At 68.7% G+C, this 17750-nt stretch carries 15 protein-coding genes and 1 riboswitch; of the genes, 6 read left to right on the top strand and 9 right to left on the bottom strand.

The features are described from left to right. Positions 1-204 precede the first annotated feature (204 nt). From ABT009_RS19125 to ABT009_RS19140, 4 genes are all read left to right on the top strand, one after another. Positions 205-1470, top strand: coding sequence for an HD-GYP domain-containing protein (locus ABT009_RS19125; RefSeq protein ID WP_502989919.1), 1266 nt, complete (start codon positions 205-207; stop codon positions 1468-1470). A gap of 122 nt (positions 1471-1592) precedes the next feature. Then, positions 1593-2573, top strand: coding sequence for a tetratricopeptide repeat protein (locus tag ABT009_RS19130; protein ID WP_181655400.1), 981 nt, complete (start codon positions 1593-1595; stop codon positions 2571-2573). 61 nt (positions 2574-2634) lie between these two features. Further along, a complete protein-coding gene (def, locus tag ABT009_RS19135) occupies positions 2635-3294 on the top strand; it encodes a peptide deformylase (RefSeq protein WP_351295710.1) in 660 nt (219 codons plus the stop codon). 566 nt (positions 3295-3860) lie between these two features. Further along, the gene (locus ABT009_RS19140) at positions 3861-4919 is read left to right on the top strand and encodes a terpene synthase family protein (protein ID WP_351295713.1); all 1059 of its coding nucleotides are present in this window, start codon (positions 3861-3863) and stop codon (positions 4917-4919) included. A 15-nt stretch (positions 4920-4934) separates the two neighbouring features. On the opposite strand, the gene ABT009_RS19145 is transcribed toward ABT009_RS19140, so the two are convergent. Then, positions 4935-5897 carry a helix-turn-helix domain-containing protein gene (locus ABT009_RS19145; protein WP_351295716.1) on the bottom strand — a complete coding sequence of 321 codons (963 nt, stop codon included), beginning with the start codon at positions 5895-5897 and terminating at the stop codon, positions 4935-4937. A gap of 93 nt (positions 5898-5990) precedes the next feature. Between ABT009_RS19145 and ABT009_RS19150 the strand changes: the two genes are divergently transcribed. Continuing rightward, positions 5991-6188, top strand: a complete 198-nt coding sequence (locus tag ABT009_RS19150) for a hypothetical protein (RefSeq protein ID WP_351295719.1) — start codon at positions 5991-5993, stop codon at positions 6186-6188. A 77-nt stretch (positions 6189-6265) separates the two neighbouring features. Here the strand turns inward: ABT009_RS19150 and ABT009_RS19155 are convergent, their stop codons facing one another. The 8 genes from ABT009_RS19155 to ABT009_RS19190 form a co-directional block, all read right to left on the bottom strand. Then, positions 6266-7294 carry a ribonucleotide-diphosphate reductase subunit beta gene (locus ABT009_RS19155; protein ID WP_351295722.1) on the bottom strand — a complete coding sequence of 343 codons (1029 nt, stop codon included), beginning with the start codon at positions 7292-7294 and terminating at the stop codon, positions 6266-6268. Further along, positions 7294-9681, bottom strand: coding sequence for a ribonucleoside-diphosphate reductase subunit alpha (locus ABT009_RS19160; protein ID WP_351295725.1), 2388 nt, complete (start codon positions 9679-9681; stop codon positions 7294-7296). Before ABT009_RS19160 ends, ABT009_RS19155 begins: the two co-directional genes overlap by 1 nt. Positions 9682-9811: 130 nt before the next feature. Beyond that, positions 9812-9934: riboswitch (cobalamin riboswitch) on the bottom strand. Between the two features lie 99 nt (positions 9935-10033). After that, the gene (locus ABT009_RS19165; protein WP_351295728.1) at positions 10034-10540 is read right to left on the bottom strand and encodes a GNAT family N-acetyltransferase; all 507 of its coding nucleotides are present in this window, start codon (positions 10538-10540) and stop codon (positions 10034-10036) included. 86 nt (positions 10541-10626) lie between these two features. Next, a complete protein-coding gene (mctP, locus tag ABT009_RS19170; RefSeq protein ID WP_351295731.1) occupies positions 10627-12255 on the bottom strand; it encodes a monocarboxylate uptake permease MctP in 1629 nt (542 codons plus the stop codon). Further along, on the bottom strand, positions 12252-12518 hold the full coding sequence (locus tag ABT009_RS19175) for a DUF3311 domain-containing protein (protein WP_351295734.1): 267 nt from the start codon (positions 12516-12518) through the stop codon (positions 12252-12254). Before ABT009_RS19175 ends, mctP begins: the two co-directional genes overlap by 4 nt. 158 nt (positions 12519-12676) lie before the next feature. Further along, the gene (locus ABT009_RS19180; RefSeq protein ID WP_351295737.1) at positions 12677-12874 is read right to left on the bottom strand and encodes a YbdD/YjiX family protein; all 198 of its coding nucleotides are present in this window, start codon (positions 12872-12874) and stop codon (positions 12677-12679) included. Further along, on the bottom strand, positions 12871-14976 hold the full coding sequence (locus tag ABT009_RS19185) for a carbon starvation CstA family protein (RefSeq protein ID WP_351295740.1): 2106 nt from the start codon (positions 14974-14976) through the stop codon (positions 12871-12873). The genes ABT009_RS19180 and ABT009_RS19185 overlap by 4 nt, the downstream gene beginning before the upstream one ends. A gap of 311 nt (positions 14977-15287) precedes the next feature. Next, positions 15288-16076, bottom strand: coding sequence for a GntR family transcriptional regulator (locus tag ABT009_RS19190; protein WP_351296032.1), 789 nt, complete (start codon positions 16074-16076; stop codon positions 15288-15290). Positions 16077-16400: 324 nt separating this feature from the next. Here ABT009_RS19190 and ABT009_RS19195 point away from each other — a divergent pair, with 324 nt between their 5' ends. After that, positions 16401-17702 (top strand): sugar ABC transporter substrate-binding protein, encoded by a 1302-nt coding sequence (locus ABT009_RS19195; protein WP_351295743.1) that lies wholly within the window; start codon positions 16401-16403, stop codon positions 17700-17702. Positions 17703-17750: the final 48 nt, after the last annotated feature.

Here is a 17750-nt window from a genome sequence, read left to right on the forward strand (position 1 = left end):
CCTCGTCACTCTGCGGCGGAGGAACCTCGTCACTCTGCGGCGGAGGAACCTCGTCACTCTGCGGCGGAGGAACCTCGTCACTCCGCGGCGGAGAAACCCCGCCACTCCGCGGCCCAGAAACCTCGCCGCTCTGCCCCACACCGCCCCCGTCACTCCGCGCCGCAGAAACCCCGCCACTCCGCGCCGAGGTCGAACAAAGGCCGCATCCCCACGCGCATCCCCGCCCGCATCCCCACCCTCGTCCACGCCTCCGCCGCTCTGGTCGTCCTCGGCGCCCTCGCCTGGACCTTCTGGCATGGGCTCGACGAGCGCGGGACCGCACTGGCGTTCGGGCTGCTCATCCTCGTCGGGGAGCTGGCGCGGTGGAGCGGTGGCGGGGCGGGCGTCGACCGGGAGCCCGCGCCGCTCGCGACCGCCGGGGCGCTGGCCTACGCGCTGCTCGGTGACAACGCGGGGCAGCCCACCCACCACGGCGTCCACCAGGTGGTCACCGTCGCCGTCGCGGCCGGGCTCGTCGGGTGCGTACCGCATGTGGCGCTGGGCCGCGGGCCCTCGCTCGACCACATCGCGCGGCGCGTGCTGACGGTCGTCTTCGCCGCCGTCTGCGTCCAGCCGCTGTACAACTCGGGGAAGCTGCAGGAGTGGGTGGGCAACGGGCCGTACCACGCGCTGTGGGTCGTAGCGGTTCTCGCGCTCACCGCGCTCTGCGATGCCGTGCTCGCCGCGGCCATGGCGCACGCCCGCACCGGCTGGCCGTTCGGGCCCCTGCTGAGGGACGAACTGCGCGCCATGCTCGGCATCGGCTCCGCGGTCTGCGCGACGGGAGCGGTGATGTCGCTTGCGGTCGCCGTCGCCGGACTGTGGGCGCTACCCGTCTTCTCGCTGCCGCTGCTGCTCACCCAACTCGCCTACCGCCGCTATGCCGCGGTGCGCACCACCTACCGGGAGACCATCGCGTCCCTCGCCCGGGCCACCGAGATCGCCGGATACACCCCGCCGGGCCACGCCCGCCGCGTCGCCGCGCTCAGCCAGGCGGTGGGCCGCGAGCTGGGCCTGTCCGAACCGGACCTCACCGTCCTCGAGTACGCGGCCCTCATGCACGACATCGGGCAGCTGTCCCTGGTCGATCCCGTCCCGGCCGGGGCCACCGCCGTGCTGCCTCCCGAGGAGCAGCGGCGCATCGCCCTGCTCGGCGGCGCCGTGGTGCGCCACACCGGGGTGCCCGCCGAGGTCGCCGTCGTCGTGGAGCGGCAGGCCGATCCGTACCGCGACCAGCCCCTGCCGGCCCGCATCGTGCGGGCGGCGAACGCCTACGACGAACTGGTGCGCGAGGAGGGGCCCGGGGGGCCGCTCACCGCGCTGGAGCGGCTGCGGCTGGCCACCGGCCACGACTACGCGCCGGAGGTGGTGGAATCGCTCGTCCGGGTGCTCTCGCGGGGGACCTCGGTCCTCTGGCAGCGGGCCGTCTGACCATGGCCTAGGCCGGGTAACCGATGGGTAATGAGCGCCCGTCCGACCGTACGTGGTTGGATGCGAACAACAGGGGCAGGTCGGAGGCTGCACTGTCTTCTCAACACTGGCAGGCGGGAATCGTGAGGATCTTCGGCAAGGGACGGCATCGGCCCTCCGCCTCATGGCGGCAGGCCACCGACCGGGCTTTCACGCTCATCGGGGACGGCCGGTACGAGGACGCGGGCGCGCTCCTGACGCGCGCGGCGGACCTGGAGCCGTGGCTGTCAGAGTCCTGGTTCAACCTCGCCCTTCTCCACAAGTTCCGGCACGACTGGGAGCAGGCGCGGGCGGCCGGCCTGCGGGCTGTGGCCCTGCTGGACCGGGACACGGGCGCCCCCGACTGGTGGAACGTCGGCATCGCGGCGACCGCCCTGCAGGACTGGCCGCTGGCGCGGCGGGCCTGGCAGGCGTACGGGCTGCGGGTGCCGGGCGGCGCGGCGGCCGGCGGCCAGCCCACCGGCATGGAGCTCGGCAGCGCGGCCGTGCGGCTCTCGCCCGAGGGCGAGGCCGAGGTCGTGTGGGGCCGCAGGCTCGACCCGGCGCGGATAGAGGTGCTCTCCGTGCCGCTGCCGTCATCGGGCCGCCGCTGGGGCGAGGTCGTGCTGCACGACGGTGTCCCGCACGGCGAGCGGACGACGTCCACCGGCCACTCGTACCCCGTCTTCGACGAGATCGAGCTGTGGGCGCCCTCGCCCGTGCCCACCTGGGTCGTGCTCCTGGAGGCCGACACCGAGGACGACCGGGACGCCCTGGAGCGGCTCGCGGCCGACGCGGGCTTCGCCGCCGAGGACTGGTCCTCGTCCGTCCGGCTGCTGTGCCGCATGTGCTCGGAGAGCCGGATGCCGAGCGACGAGGGCGACGGCGACCACCTCGACCCGCACGACCACAGCGAACCCGGCCATCCCGGGCCGCTCGGCCACCGCACCGACGGACAGCTGTGGGTGCCTGAACGGGAGTGCGGTATAGCCGCGCCCGCGTCCCTGGTACGCGGGCTGCTGGACGGCTGGGTGGCCGACAGCCCGGACTCCCGGGACTGGCGGGATCTCGAAGAAGTCTGCTGACTCCTCCCCGTAGGCTGTACCCGCATCACATCGGAGTTACCACGGAAGGCGTACGGCGGAGATGGCGCAGCAGGACACTGAGCAGGAGCGGGCCGGGAGCTCGGCGGTTCTCCCCGTGGACGACGAGGGTTTCGTCATCGACACCGAGGACTGCGAGGCGCGTGAGACGGCCTACCGGGAGCGCGGGACGTCCCGGCCGATCACGGTCGTCGGTAACCCGGTGCTGCACAAGGAGTGCAAGAACGTCACCGAGTTCGACGACAAGCTGGCGCAGCTGATCGACGACATGTTCGCGAGCCAGCGCACCGCCGAGGGCGTGGGTCTCGCCGCCAACCAGATCGGCGTCGATCTGAAGGTCTTCGTCTACGACTGCGGGGACGACGAGGGTGTGCGCCACGTGGGCGTCGTCTGCAACCCCGTCCTCCAGGAGCTGCCGGCCGACGAGCGTCGGCTCGACGACTCCAACGAGGGCTGCCTGTCCGTCCCGACGGCTTACGCCTCGCTGGCCCGCCCCGACTACGCGGTGGTGACGGGCCAGGACGAGAAGGGCAACCCCATCAAGGTGCGCGGCACGGGCTACTTCGCGCGGTGCCTGCAGCACGAGACGGACCACCTGTACGGGTACCTGTACATCGACCGGCTCTCCAAGCGGGACCGCAAGGACGCCCTGCGGCAGATGGCGGAGGGTACACCGCGCTACCCGGTCGTTCCGAACGACTGATCCGCACCGCCCCAACAGCTTTGCGCGTGGGGCGGCATCACTCCAACTCACGTGGTTCCAGGTGCCGTTGAGGTGGCTGGGACCTGTGGTGATCGGCGCCTGCCCGGGATCTCCCGGGCAGGCGCCGCTGTCTGTGTGCTGCGCCTGACCGAATCTGAGCGGTCAGATCCGGTCGCGGATGGTCCAACTTCGGCCTGTCAAGGGTGCTTTCTCGGCCATTGTTGAGGCGGCGAAGACTGAAGAAACGTTCCTCGAGCGGTCGGTTGTGCTGTGAATGAATGAGCACGCGGGATATTCAGGGGCGCACGCGCCCGGCAGGACGGGGAGGGCGTGGCGTCACCGGCGACTGACAGGGGTTTGCTCGTGCCTGCTTTCACACAGAGCACCGCGCCGTTACAGGCTTCGGTCCCACCAGCGCAGCGCGCGCCGCGCAGGCAGCTTGATCGTGTGCACATCAAGAACTTGCTGTCGGCGTCTTGGCAAGGGCCACGACTCCGGACAAGGGTTTCTCGCAAGCCGGGCATAGCTGTTATGCCCGTTGGTCGCGGGCAGATAAGGACCATGCCATGACAATGACAAGCGAGGTAGCCACCCTTTCTTCCCGGCCGGACAGCTCCGTTGAGTTCCCTGCGGTGACCTTGCCGGGGCCGAGGGCATTCCAGGAAGAGCTTCGGCTTTGGCCGTTTGATCTGCCTTTCCCGTACAGGATCAGTCACGAAGCTGACCGCGTGGCCGCCCATAGTCGTGAGTGGGTCCAGCGGATGGGGTTGGTTTCCGGAGAAGCGGCACTACACCGCCATGATCGTCACAACATGGCTCTGTTTGCCTGCGTGAGTTACCCCGACGCACCTCGTGAAGGTCTGAATCTGGTCAGCGACTGGGTTTCCTGGTGGGCGATTTGGAACGACTTTCCTGACGACCCTGCTTTCGTCCAGGAGCCGGGCCGCCCGGAGCGGTTCTTCGCGTCGCTGGCTGCGGTCGTCACCCCATCACCCCAACCTCTCACGCCCGTGTCGACCGATCCCCACATCAACGCTTTCACCGATGTCTGGAGGCGCTGGTGCCAGGGGATGTCGCCTCAATTCGTCACGCGTACAAGGAAGCACTGGGTGGACTGGTTCGCCTCCTGCCGCACACGCTGCGAGCACCGTCGCGACAGCCGCACCCTGGGTGTCGAGGAATACCTTGCGCTTCGCGATATGACGGGAGCGGTGCTGCTGGAGATGGATGCCGCTGAGAGGGCCGGCGGCTACGAGGTGCGGCCCGAGTTCCTCGAGAGCTCTCCCCTCAAGGTGATGCGTCGGATCACCATGCGGGTCATCAACATCACCCAGGATGTGCAGTCCCTCGCGAAGGAAGAGGCCGCAGGCGATCAGCACAACATGGTGATCGTTCTGGAGCGACAGCAGAATCTCACGCGCGAGAAGGCTCTCCGGCAGATTCATGAACGAATCCGCGGGTACACCGACTCCTTCCTCGGATACGAGGCTGAGATCCCCCATTTTCTCGACACGCTCATGGTGCCCGTCGAGGAGCGGACGTCGATTTACCGTCACGCCGCCGATCTACGCTCGCTGATGCGTGGCTGCGTCGACTTCTGTTCGGCGTCCGGGCGCTACCAATAGGGGCTGGGCGTACATTCAGGCGGCCTTCGGGCCCCTGAAGGTACGCCGGTACGCGTTCGGGGTCGTCCCCAGCGCCCGCAGGAACTGGTGGCGCATCGCCGCCGCATTGCCGAACCCGGCGCGCCCGGCGATCGCGTCCACGGTCTCGTCCGAACGCTCCAGCAACTCCTGGGCGAGCAGGACGCGTTGGCGCAGCAGCCAGCGGTAGGGCGTGGTGCCGGTCTCCTGCTGGAAGCGGCGGGCGAAGGTCCGCGGCGACATATGGGCCCGTGCCGCCAGCCGCTCCACGGTGATCTCCTCGTCGAGGTGCTCCTCCATCCACGCCAGCACACCGCCGACGGTGTCGCAGGGACTGTGGGGCAGCGGCCGCTCGACGTACTGGGCCTGGCCGCCGTCGCGGTGCGGCGGGACCACCATGCGCCGCGCGATGGCGTTGGCGACCTCCACGCCGTGCTCCTCGCGGACGATGTGCAGGCACGCGTCGATGCCGGCGGCGGTGCCCGCCGAGGTGATGACGGCCCCCTCGTCGACGTACAGCACATCCGGCTCGACACGGGTCCGAGGGTGGCGTACGGCCAGTTCGGCAGCGTGTCGCCAGTGGGCGGCGCAGCGGCGGCCGTCCAGCAGACCCGCCGCGCCGAGCACGAAGACGCCGGAACACACGGACAGGACGCGCGCGCCGCGCTCCGTGGCCCGGCCCAGGGCGGCGAGCAGCTCCTCGGGATAGGTGCGGTTCACATACGACTCGCCGGCCGGTACGGCGATGAGGTCGGCCTCCTCGAGCCGGTCGATGCCGTGCTGTGTCTGTACGGAGAACCCGGCGTGCGTGCTGAGCACCGGGCCCTCCGCGGAGGCCACCGCGAAGTCGTACACCGGCAGCCCTTCGTCGCTGCGGTCGAGGCCGAACACCTCGCAGACCACGCCGAGTTCGAAGGGGTGCACACCGTCGAGCAGTACTGCGGCCACGTTCTTCAGCATGTCTGCCAGTGTGCCGCAGGCGTGGCAGTAATTCGAGGGTTGGTGACTGTTCTGCCACTGACGCCGTCGTCCGGCGCGCGCGACAGTAGCGACATGAACGCATTCCTGGACTACCTGACCGTCCTGTCCCTCTTCCTCCTCCTCGCCGCACCGGCACTTGCCGGCCACGCCCACGAACGCCGTATCGACCGCCAGTTGCGCGCCGCCGAGGCGGCAGACGACGCTGCCGGCGGTCCGCTCCTCCCCCGTGGGGAGCGGACCAGCCGGCAGGACTTCGGGCGCGCGGCCTGAAGGGTCATGTCGCCCGAAGGATCAGGTGGCCTGAAGGGCCATGTGGCCCGGAAAGGCACCACGCGGCCCGAAGTGGCCTAGAAGTCGTCGTCGAAGGAGACCGAGCCCTCCACCGCGACCTGGTACGCCGACGGGCGGCGCTCGAAGAAGTTGGTCAGCTCCTGGACGCCCTGGAGCTCCATGAAGGCGAAGGGGTTCTCGGAGCCGTACACCGGTGCGAAGCCGAGCCGCTGCAGCCGCTGGTCGGCGACGCACTCCAGGTACTGCCGCATCGACTCCGTGTTCATGCCGGGGAGACCGTCACCGCACAGGTCGCGCGCGAACTGCAGCTCGGCCTCGACGGCCTCCTCCAGCATGTCGGTGACCTGCTGCTGCAACTCGTCGTCGAAGAGGTCCGGCTCCTCCTTGCGGACGGTGTCCACGACGTCGAAGGCGAAGGACATGTGCATCGTCTCGTCCCGGAACACCCAGTTGGTGCCGGTCGCCAGGCCGTGCAGCAGGCCCCGGGAGCGGAACCAGTACACGTAGGCGAAGGCGCCGTAGAAGAACAGCCCCTCGATGCACGCCGCGAAGCAGATCAGGTTCAGCAGGAAGCGGCGGCGGTCCGCCTTGGACTCCAGGCGGTCGATCTTCTCCACCGAGTCCATCCACTTGAAGCAGAACTCGGCCTTCTCGCGGATGGACGGGATGTTCTCGACCGCCGCGAAGGCGGCCGCGCGGTCCTCCGGGTCGGGCAGGTACGTGTCGAGCAGCGTCAAGTAGAACTGGACGTGGACCGCTTCCTCGAAGAGCTGCCTGCTGAGGTACAGGCGGGCCTCGGGGGAGTTGATGTGCTTGTACAGCGTCAGGACCAGGTTGTTCGCGACGATCGAGTCGCCTGTCGCGAAGAACGCGACCAGTCGGCCGATCAGGTGCTGCTCACCGGGGCTCAGCTTGGCGAGGTCGGCGACGTCCGAGTGGAGGTCGACCTCCTCCACGGTCCAGGTGTTCTTGATGGCGTCCCGGTAGCGCTCGTAGAAGTCGGGGTAGCGCATGGGGCGCAGGGTCAGTTCGAAGCCCGGGTCGAGGAGGTTCTTCTCGGCGGTCGGGGTGGTCGGGGTGGGCATTACTGGCAGGCCTCGCAGGACTCGGGGTTCTCAAGGGAGCAGGCGACGGCGTCGGGGTCGGCGACCTGCTGGACGGGGATCGGGGTCTGCGCCTGCGCCTTGGCCGCGCGGGCGATGCGCGTCGCCGGGCGCGAGCGCAGGTAGTACGTCGTCTTCAGGCCCTGCTTCCAGGCGTACGCGTACATCGAGGAGAGCTTGCCGATGGTCGGCGTCTCCATGAACAGGTTCAGGGACTGCGACTGGTCCAGGAACGGGGTGCGGGCGGCCGCCATGTCGATCAGGCCGCGCTGCGGGATCTCCCACGCCGTGCGGTACAGGGCGCGTACGTCCTCGGGGATCCAGGCGAAACCTTGCACCGAGCCGTTCGCGTCGCGCAGGGCCTCGCGGGTGCGGGCGTCCCATACGCCGAGCTGCTTCAGGTCGTTCACCAGGTACGAGTTGACCTGGAGGAACTCTCCGCTGAGCGTCTCGCGCTTGAAGAGGTTGGAGACCTGCGGCTCGATGCACTCGTAGACGCCCGCGATGGACGCGATGGTGGCGGTCGGCGCGATGGCCAGCAGGAGGGAGTTGCGCATGCCCGTCGTGGCGATGCGCTCCCGCAGGGCCGCCCACCGCTCCGGCCAGGTCAGCTCCACGCCGTAGTGGTCGGGGTGCAGGACGCCGCGGGCGGTACGGGTCTTCTCCCAGGCGGGCAGCGGGCCGTTGCGCTCGGCGAGGTCGGCCGACGTTTCGTACGCGGCGAGCATGATCCGCTCGGCGATCCGCGTGGACAGCGCTTTCGCCTGGGCCGAGTCGAAGGGCAGCCGCAGCTTGAAGAACACGTCCTGCAGGCCCATGGCGCCCAGGCCCACCGGGCGCCACTTGGCGTTGGAGCGGCCGGCCTGCTCGGTCGGGTAGAAGTTGATGTCGACGACACGGTCGAGGAAGGTCACGGCGGTACGGACCGTCGCGTCCAGCCGCTCCCAGTCGATGTCGCCGTCGGCCACGAAGGCGCCGAGGTTGACCGACCCCAGGTTGCAGACCGCCGTCTCGCCGTCGTCCGTGACCTCCAGGATCTCGGTGCACAGGTTGGAGGAGTGGACCGTGTGGCCCGGCTCCGCCGTCTGGTTGGCGGTGCGGTTGGCTGCGTCCTTGAAGGTCATCCAGCCGTTGCCGGTCTGCGCGAGGGTGCGCATCATGCGGCCGTAGAGGTCGCGGGCAGGGATGGTCTTGCGCGCGAGCCCCTCGGCCTCCGCCTTGCGGTACGCGGCGTCGAACTCCTCGCCCCACAGGTCGACCAGCTCGGGCACGTCGGCGGGGGAGAACAGCGACCACTGCTCGTCGGCGTCGACCCGGCGCATGAACTCGTCCGGGATCCAGTGCGCGAGGTTGAGGTTGTGCGTGCGCCGTGCGTCCTCACCGGTGTTGTCGCGCAGCTCCAGGAACTCCTCGATGTCGGAGTGCCAGGTTTCCAGGTAGACCGCGGCCGCGCCCTTGCGCCGGCCGCCCTGGTTCACCGCGGCGACCGAGGCGTCGAGGGTCTTCAGGAACGGCACGATGCCGTTGGAGTGCCCGTTCGTACCGCGGATCAGCGAACCTCGGGAGCGGATACGGGAGTACGACAGGCCGATGCCGCCCGCGTGCTTCGAGAGGCGGGCCACCTGGTGGTACCGCTCGTAGATCGAGTCGAGCTCGTCCAGCGGCGAGTCCAGCAGATAGCAGGAGGACATCTGCGGGTGCCGCGTACCGGAGTTGAAGAGCGTGGGCGATGAGGGCAGGTAGTCGAGGCGGCTCATCAGGCCGTACAGGGCCGCCACTTCGTCCACCGACCGGGGAGTGTCGTCCTCCGCGAGACCGGCGGCGACCCGCAGCATGAAGTGCTGCGGGGTCTCGATGACGTGCCGGGTGATCGGGTGCCGCAGCAGATAGCGGCTGTGCAGCGTGCGCAGCCCGAAGTAGCCGAACCGATCGTCGTTGCCTTCTGCGATCGAGGCGTCCACCAGCGCGTCCAGCCGCGCCGCGTGCAGCCGTACGAACTCCTGGGTACGGTCGGCGATCAGGCCCTCGCGGTGCCCGACCGCGACCGACTCGGAGAAGGACCGGACCCCCTGGGACGCGGCCTCCTCGGCGATGCTGATCGTCAGCAGCCGCGCCGCCAGCTTCGAGTACGCCGGGTCTTCCGAGATCAGGCCCGCGGCGGCCTCGGTGGCAAGCTCGCGCAGCTCGGCCTCGTCAGCGGCGGCGGACCGGCCGCGCAGCGCTGCGGCGGCGACCCGGCCGGGGTCGGCGTGGGGGAGGTCGGCGGTGAGGTCGGTCAGGGTGCGCAGCAGTGCGGCACCGGGACCGCCCGACTCGGGCTCGGCCTCTGTCCGGGACGCTGAAGCCGGATCGGCTGGCGCGATGGTCACGTGGAGCTCTCCCTCGCTGGCTCGGGGCCTCTGGGAGGGAAGCGGGCGCACGGGCACACGCAGGGCAGCGCGGGCCGCGTCCACCAGCCCACTCCGCGAGGCCCGGACGTCGTCGGCACCCGGAACGGACGGACCGGGTGCACCGTCGGCAGGTCCTCGGACTTACGGGTACACGAACGCGCACCAGTACACCGTTGCGGGACAGTTCCGGACTTGCACCGGATTCCCCTGCGGCGACAGCGAGATGAGCATACATCTTGTGCCGAGTCGTCGCGGCGCCCCTACATGTTGTGTCGGGTTGTGAGTTGTGCGGGGCTGGAATCGCCATGCCCCTCGCGGTGTCCTTCGCTGCCTAGAGCTCCAGCGCGTAGGTGAGCAGCATGATGTCGTCGAGATGCGGGATCGGGTTCCAGTCGCGCTCGGGGGTGCGGGTGAAGCCGAGGCGCTCGTATATCCGGTGGGCGGTGTGCATGGTGCGCTGCGTGGACAGGACGACGCGTACGCAGCCGTCGACCGCCCGTGCGCGATCGATGCAGGCGCGGACGAGCGCCTCTCCGGCACCTCTGCCGCGCGCTTCCGGGGAGACTGCGAGCATCCGGATCTCAGCCTCGCCCTCGCGCGCGATGTCCGCCATCGGGCCGCCGGCCGGCACGAACGTCACGCCCCCGATCACCCGGTCGTTCGCCACGGCGACCAGCACCTCAGCGGCAGCTGCCCGCTTCGCAACGTCCCGCAGTTCGCCGAGGTAATCGTCGCTCTCGCCGAAGTCGAGCAGCCCGTCCCCGAGATACGCCCGCGCGGTGATCTCGCCCAGCTCCGCGTACTCCCCGGGCTCCGCCCGCCTGATCACGATGTCCATGCGGTGCAGTGTGCCCCACGGGTACGACAACGGGCCGCCGGATTTCCCGGCGGCCCGTGTCACCTGCTGTCACCTGCGCAAAGGACTCAGTGCGAGGCCCCCGCCGTAGCCGGCGGCAGCTCCGTCTTGACGCCCGGGTCGCCTGCCTCGCCCGTGTAGTCCTCCGGCGACGTCTCGTCGACGCCGTCCGGCGCCTTCACGGCGCGCAGCACGAAGGTGAGGACCACGGTCACCACCAGGTTCAGCACGAAGGCCGTGAGGCCGATGTAGCCGATCTCGCCGATGCCGGGGATCTCCGCCGAGGAGCCGCCGAAGTGCTTCTGGGTGGGGCTGGCCACGCCGTACGCCGCGAGCGTGCCGTAGACCATGCCGACCGCCCAGCCCGCGAGCAGCGCCCAGCGGTGGAACCAGCGCGTGAACAGGCCGCCCACCAGCGCCGGGAAGGTCTGCAGGATCCAGATGCCGCCAAGGAGCTGGAAGTTGATCGCGACGGTCTTGTCCATGGTCAGGACGAAGGCCAGCGCGCCGACCTTCACCAGCAGCGACACCAGCTTGGAGACCTTGGTCTCCTGTTCGGGCGTCGCGTCGGGCTTCAGGAAGTCCTTGTAGATGTTCCGCGTGAAGAGGTTGGCCGCGGCGATGGACATGATCGCGGCCGGGACGAGCGCGCCGATGCCGATGGCGGCGAAGGCGACACCCGCGAACCAGTCGGGGAACATGTCCTCGAAGAGCTGCGGGATCGCCAGCTGCCCGTTCTGCACCTTGATGCCGGCCGCGATCGCCATGAAGCCGAGCAGACCGAGGAAGCCCAGCATCAGCGAGTACAGCGGCAGGATGGTGGAGTTGCGGCGGATGACGTCACGGCTGCGGCTGGACAGCACGGCCGTCACCGAGTGCGGGTACATGAACAGGGCGAGCGCCGAGCCCAGCGCCAGCGTGGCGTACGTCCACTGCGAGGGATCGGCCGGGGCCACCGCGCCGCGCGGCTTCCCGGTCGCCGGGTTGATCTGCGCGAAGGCGTCGCCCGCCTTGGCGAAGATGTCGTCGAATCCACCCAGCTTGATGGGGATGTAGATGATCGCGACCGCGATGACGATGTAGATCAGCGCGTCCTTGACGAAGGCGATCAGCGCCGGGGCCCGCAGACCGGACGAGTAGGTGTACGCGGCGAGCACACCGAAGGCGATCAGCAGTGGCAGGTCCTTGATGAACCAGTGCGTGTTCTCGCCGCCGCCCACGCCCATCACGTCGAGCACCGCCTGGATGCCGACGAGCTGGAGCGCGATGTACGGCATCGTGGCGAGGATGCCGGTGACCGCGACGGCCAGCGACAGGCCCTTGGAGCCGAAGCGTCCGCGGACGAAGTCCGAGGTGGTGACGTACCCGTGCTTGTGCGACACCGACCACAGACGCGGCAGGAACACGAACATCAGCGGGTAGATGAGGATCGTGTACGGCACCGCGAAGAAGCCGGCCGCGCCCGCCGCGTAGATCGCCGCCGGTACGGCCACGAAGGTGTAAGCCGTGTAGAGGTCGCCGCCGAGCAGGAACCAGGTGATCCAGGTGCCGAACGACCGGCCGCCCAGGCCCCATTCGTCGAGGCTGTTCTCGTTCTCGGCCCTGCGCCAGCGCGAGGCCAGGAAGCCCATGACCGTGACGGCCACGAAGAAGAGGATGAAGACGGCGAGTGCCACGCCGTTCACGCCGTCCTTCACTGGGACGCACCCCCCTCACGGGAGGCGCGGCGAGCGGCCTGGTCCCGCTGCCACAGCTTGTAGGCCGTCACCGTCAGCACGGACGATATGACCACCCACGCCATCTGGTACCAGTAGAAGAACGGGATGCCGATGAGGGCCGGGTCGGTCTTCGCGTAGGAGCCCACCCAGAGCATCGCGACGAACGGCGCGAACAGGCACACGGCTATCACCACCCTCACCGGTGTGACGACCGGTCCTCTCGCTTCAGGTTCTTGTGGCATACGGCGGCTCCGTCCCCTCGCTGACCCCATTGATCACTGATCACTTGGCAATGCGGGGGCAATCTAGGGGACGGTTCCGCTTTATGGAACCCCTGTCCGGATAGCGGACGTCAGTGTTCGGAGGTGCTCACCGGAGCGGGATCCGGCTCCTGATCAGGTCAGCAGCAGCGGAAGCCCTGGCGTGGGTCCGACTCCTGCCGGTCCGTCAGCATCCGCTCGAAATCGCGCCGGGGCGGCACGGATGCGGTGGGATGATCCCTTCTGACGTGGGCGACATACCGCTCGTACGCGGACTCACCGGTCAGCTCGCGGACGTACCACCGCACCCAGCGCAGCCCTCTCAGCAGCACGGTCACGATGCCTGTGTCACCTCCCGGTCGCGGCTCGCGGTGGCCAGTTCGGCCTTCTCCTCCTGCGTCGGGATCAGCCCGGCCGGAGCGACCAGCTTCGACTCGACGTACGGCGTCTCGCTCAGCCGGCTCGCCTCCGGATTGCGCAGGTGCCTGACGCAGATCCGGGCCGCGTCCACGATCACGACCACGATGAGAAGGGCGAGGACCGCCGACAGGACGCCGTCCACCGTGGAGTTGGTGACGATGGTGTGCATGTCGTCCATGTTCTTGGCGGGCGGCAGGACCTTGCCCGCGTCGATGCCGTCCTGGTAGTTCGCCCGCTGCTGGAAGAAGCCCACGCGCGGGTCGCTGGAGAACACCTTCTGCCAGCTGGCGGTCAGCGTGACCGTCGCGTCCCAGGCCAGCGGAACCGCGGTGATCCAGGCCCACTTGAGGCGCCCGGACTTGACCAGCAGGGTCGTGCAGACGGCGAGCGCCACGGCCGCGAGCAGCTGGTTGGCGATGCCGAAGATCGGGAACAGCTGGTTGATCCCGCCGAGCGGCTCGTGCACGCCGATCCAGAGGAAGTAGCCCCACAGCCCCACCACGGCGGCACTCGTCAGGACGAGTCCGGGCTTCCAGCTGACGTCCCGGAACGGCTTGTAGACGTTGCCCAGCATGTCCTGGAGCATGAAGCGGCCCACGCGCGTGCCCGCGTCCAGCGCGGTCAGGATGAACAGCGCCTCGAACATGATCGCGAAGTGATACCAGAACGCCCGCAGGCCGCCCCCGGTGACCTGCGAGAAGATCTCGGAGACGCCGACGGCGAGAGTGGGCGCGCCACCGGTCCGCGACAGCAGTGTCGCCTCCCCTACGTTCTTCGCGGCCGCCGCCAGTTCCTGCGGGGAGATCGAGTAGCCGAAGTTCGCGACCGCCTGCGACGCGGACTGCACGCTGTCCCCGATGACGCCCGCCGGCGCGTTCATCGCGAAGTACAGACCGGGGTCGATGATGCAGGCCGCGATCAGCGCCATGACCGCCACGGACGACTCCATCAGCATGGAGCCGTAGCCGATCATCCGGACCTGCGTCTCCTTCTGGATCATCTTCGGCGTCGTACCCGACGAGATGAGGGCGTGGAAGCCGGACAGCGCCCCGCACGCGATGGTGATGAAGACGAACGGGAAGAGGGAGCCCGCGAACACCGGCCCGTCGCCGCGCGACGCGAAGTCCGTGACGGCGTCCATCTTCAGTGTCGGCAGCGCGATGACGACGCCGAGCGCGAGCAGCCCTATCGTGCCGAGCTTCATGAAGGTGGAGAGGTAGTCGCGGGGCGCCAGCAGCATCCACACGGGCAGGACGGAGGCGACGAAGCCGTACGCCACCATCCAGATGACCAGCGTCGACGGCTTGAGCGTGAAGGTGTCGGCGAGCGAGGACTCCGCGACCCAGCGGCCCGCGACGATCGCGAACAGCAGCAGCGCCACACCGATCAGCGAGACCTCGGTGACCCGCCCCGGCCTGATCACCCGCAGATAGAAGCCCATCAGCAGCGCGATCGGGATCGTCATCGCGATGGAGAAGGTGCCCCACGGGGACTGGGCGAGGGCGTTGACGACGACCAGCGCCAGCACCCCGAGCAGGATGATCATGATGGCGAAGGCGGCGAGCAGCGCGGCCGCGCCGCCGAACGGCCCTATCTCCTCGCGCGCCATCTGCCCGAGCGAGCGCCCGTCGCGCCGCGTCGAGAAGAACAGCACCACCATGTCCTGCACGGCACCCGCGAAGATGACGCCGACGATGATCCAGATGGTGCCGGGCAAGTAGCCCATCTGTGCGGCCAGTACGGGACCGACGAGCGGCCCGGCGCCGGCGATCGCCGCGAAGTGGTGGCCGAGCAGCACACGGCGGTCGGTCGGATGGAAGTCGATGCCGTTGTCCAGCCGTTCGGCCGGGGTGGCCCGGGTCTTGTCGACCTTCAGTACGCGGTTCGCGATGAACTTCGAGTAGAAGCGGTACGCGATGGCGTACGAGCCGAGGGCCGCGGCCACCATCCAGGCGGCCGACACCTCCTCGCCCCGGGAGAGCGCGAGCACGGTCCAGCCCGCGGCGCCCACCAGCGCCACGAGCGTCCAGATGATGATGGTTCGCGGGCTTGTGCGGGGACTCGTTCGAGGGGCTGCGGTACGCACCGGGTCGTCCTCCCGTCCATACGACACAACGGGAGGACCGTAGAGCAGGAATGTGAGCTGCGCTACACCGCAGGCCGCTTGAGCCGCGCCACGGCTGCGTTCTTCCGGGGGATAACCCCCGTACCCCCAGCCGACACTGTGGCTGACGCCGCCTTACACCGCCGGCCTCTTGAGCCGCGCCACGGCTGCGTTCTTCCGGGGGGATAACCCCCGTACCCCCAGCCGGCACTGTGGCTGACGCCGCCTTACACCGCCGGCCTCTTGAGCCGCGCCACGAACTTGTACCGGTCGCCCCGGTACACCGACCGCACCCACTCCACCGGCTTGCCCTCGCCGTCCAGCGAGTGGCGCGACAGCATCAGCATCGGCAGGCCGACGTCGGTGCCCAGCAGGCCCGCCTCGCGCGGGGTCGCGAGCGAGGTCTCGATGGTCTCCTCGGCCTCCGCGAGATGCACGTCGTACACCTCGGCCAGCGCCGTGTAGAGCGAGGTGTACTTGACGAGGCTTCGCCTGAGCGCCGGGAAGCGCTTGGCGGACAGATGGGTCGTCTCGATCGCCATCGGCTCGCCGCTCGCCAGCCGCAGTCGCTCGATGCGCAGCACGCGCCCGCCGGCGCTTATGTCGAGCAGCCCGGCGAGCCTGTCGTCCGCGGTGATGTAGCCGATGTCGAGGAGCTGCGAGGTGGGTTCGAGGCCCTGGGCCCGCATGTCCTCGGTGTACGAGGTGAGTTGGAGGGCCTGCGAGACCTTGGGCTTGGCGACGAACGTGCCCTTGCCCTGGATGCGTTCGAGCCGCCCCTCGACGACCAGCTCCTGGAGGGCCTGGCGGACGGTCGTGCGCGAGGTGTCGAACTCGGTGGCCAGGGTGCGCTCGGGCGGTACCGGAGTGCCGGGCGGCATCGTGTCGGTCATGTCGAGCAAGTGCTTCTTGAGGCGGTAGTACTTCGGCACGCGCGCGGTGCGGCCCGCGTTCGCCGTCTCCGCCGTCGCGGACGTGCCCATCTCGGTCCCCGTGCTGCCCGCCTGGCTGCCCATCGTCCGCCTTTCCGGCTCCTGTGCTGCTGCTGTCGCCGTCACCGGCTCCTCCGTCTGTTGCGGCTCACATCGTGGCACGGCCCGGCCTGAGGGGGTCGTGCTCCCTCAGGTGTCGGTCCGATAACGGACGCGAGCGCCTTTCTTATACACCCTTGACACCCCTAAAGGTCTAGGCCAAGCTCCACCTACTGGTCTACACCATTAAAGACCAGTCCCAGCCCCACGGGCAGTCGTTCCTGCGCACCTTTCTCGTACGGCCCTTCGTGTACGGCGCAGTCCCGGGCGGTGATGGGGGGAGACTCTTGCAGCCCTGAGGAGGGTGGCGTGAAGCGCAAGCTGATAGCTGCGGTTGGCGCAGCGACGATGATGGCCTCGGTTGCGGCGTGCGGTGGGTCCGGCGGTGAGGCCGCGAAGGACCCGAAGGACCGCAAGGGTGAGCTGACCGTCTGGCTCATGACGGACGCCCAGAGCACCTGGCCCGAGCTGGTGAAGCAGGCCAACACCGCATTCAACAAGAAGTACCCCGGTGTCAAGGTCAAGATCCAGTACCAGCAGTGGTCGGACAAGACCAAGAAGCTCGACGCGGCCCTGGCCGGCGACAAGTTCCCGGACGTGGTCGAGCTCGGCAACACCGAGACCATGACGTACATCCTCAACGGCGCTCTCGGCGAGATCGACGCGAAGAAGTACGACAACTCCGACACGTGGATCAAGGGCCTCAAGGACACCTGTAGCTACGAGGGCAAGCTTTACTGCGTTCCTTACTACGCCGGTGCGCGCGTGGCCATCTACAACAAGTCGATGTTCAAGGCCGCGACCGGCAGCGACACGCTCCCGACGACCGAGGACGACCTGACCAAGGCCCTCGACAAGGTCCAGTCGAAGTACGGCAAGAAGGACAAGGCGTTCTCCGCCCTCTACCTCCCCGGCCGCTACTGGTACGCCGCGATGTCCTACGTCGCCGCGTACGGCGGCAAGATCGCCGAGTACGACGACTCCTCCAAGAAGTGGAAGGCCACCCTCTCCTCGCCCGAGGCCCAGGAAGGCATCAAGCACTACATCGAGCTGGTCAAGAAGTACAACCACGGTGACCAGACGAAGGACGAGCAGGACCACGCCAACGTCATGGCCAACGAGAAGGCGGCCCTGATCTACGGCAACGGCTGGGAGTCCGGCAGCGTCATCGACGGCAACGCCAACGGCAACCCCAAGCTGAAGGACAAGATCGCCACCGCGGGCATGCCCGGCCCGAACGGCAAGGCGCTGCCCTCCTTCATCGGCGGTTCCGACCTGGCCACCATCTCCAAGTCCAAGAACCAGGACCTGGCGGAGGCGTGGATCTCCCTCTTCACCAACGAGAAGTCGGAGGCGGCCCTCGCGGCCAAGAACATCCTGCCGAACAACACCAAGCAGCTGGAGCCGCTGAAGTCCAAGCCGGAGACGGCGCCGATCGCCAACGCCGTGCCGGACGCCTGGTTCACGCCCATCGCGCCGGGCTGGGCCGCGGTCGAGAAGAAGGAAACGATCGAGCTGATGCTGCTCGACATCCTCAAGGGCACGTCGGTCGAGGACGCCACCAAGGCCGCTGACGCGGAGATCGACAAGCTGATCAACGAGGCTTCCTGATCCCAGGGTGAGGCCTCCTCCCCGGCCTCGTGACCTCCTGATCTGCCC

The sequence above is a fragment of the Streptomyces sp. NPDC002896 genome (genome assembly GCF_040295225.1).
In the GTDB taxonomy this organism is placed as follows: Bacteria; Actinomycetota; Actinomycetes; order Streptomycetales; family Streptomycetaceae; genus Streptomyces.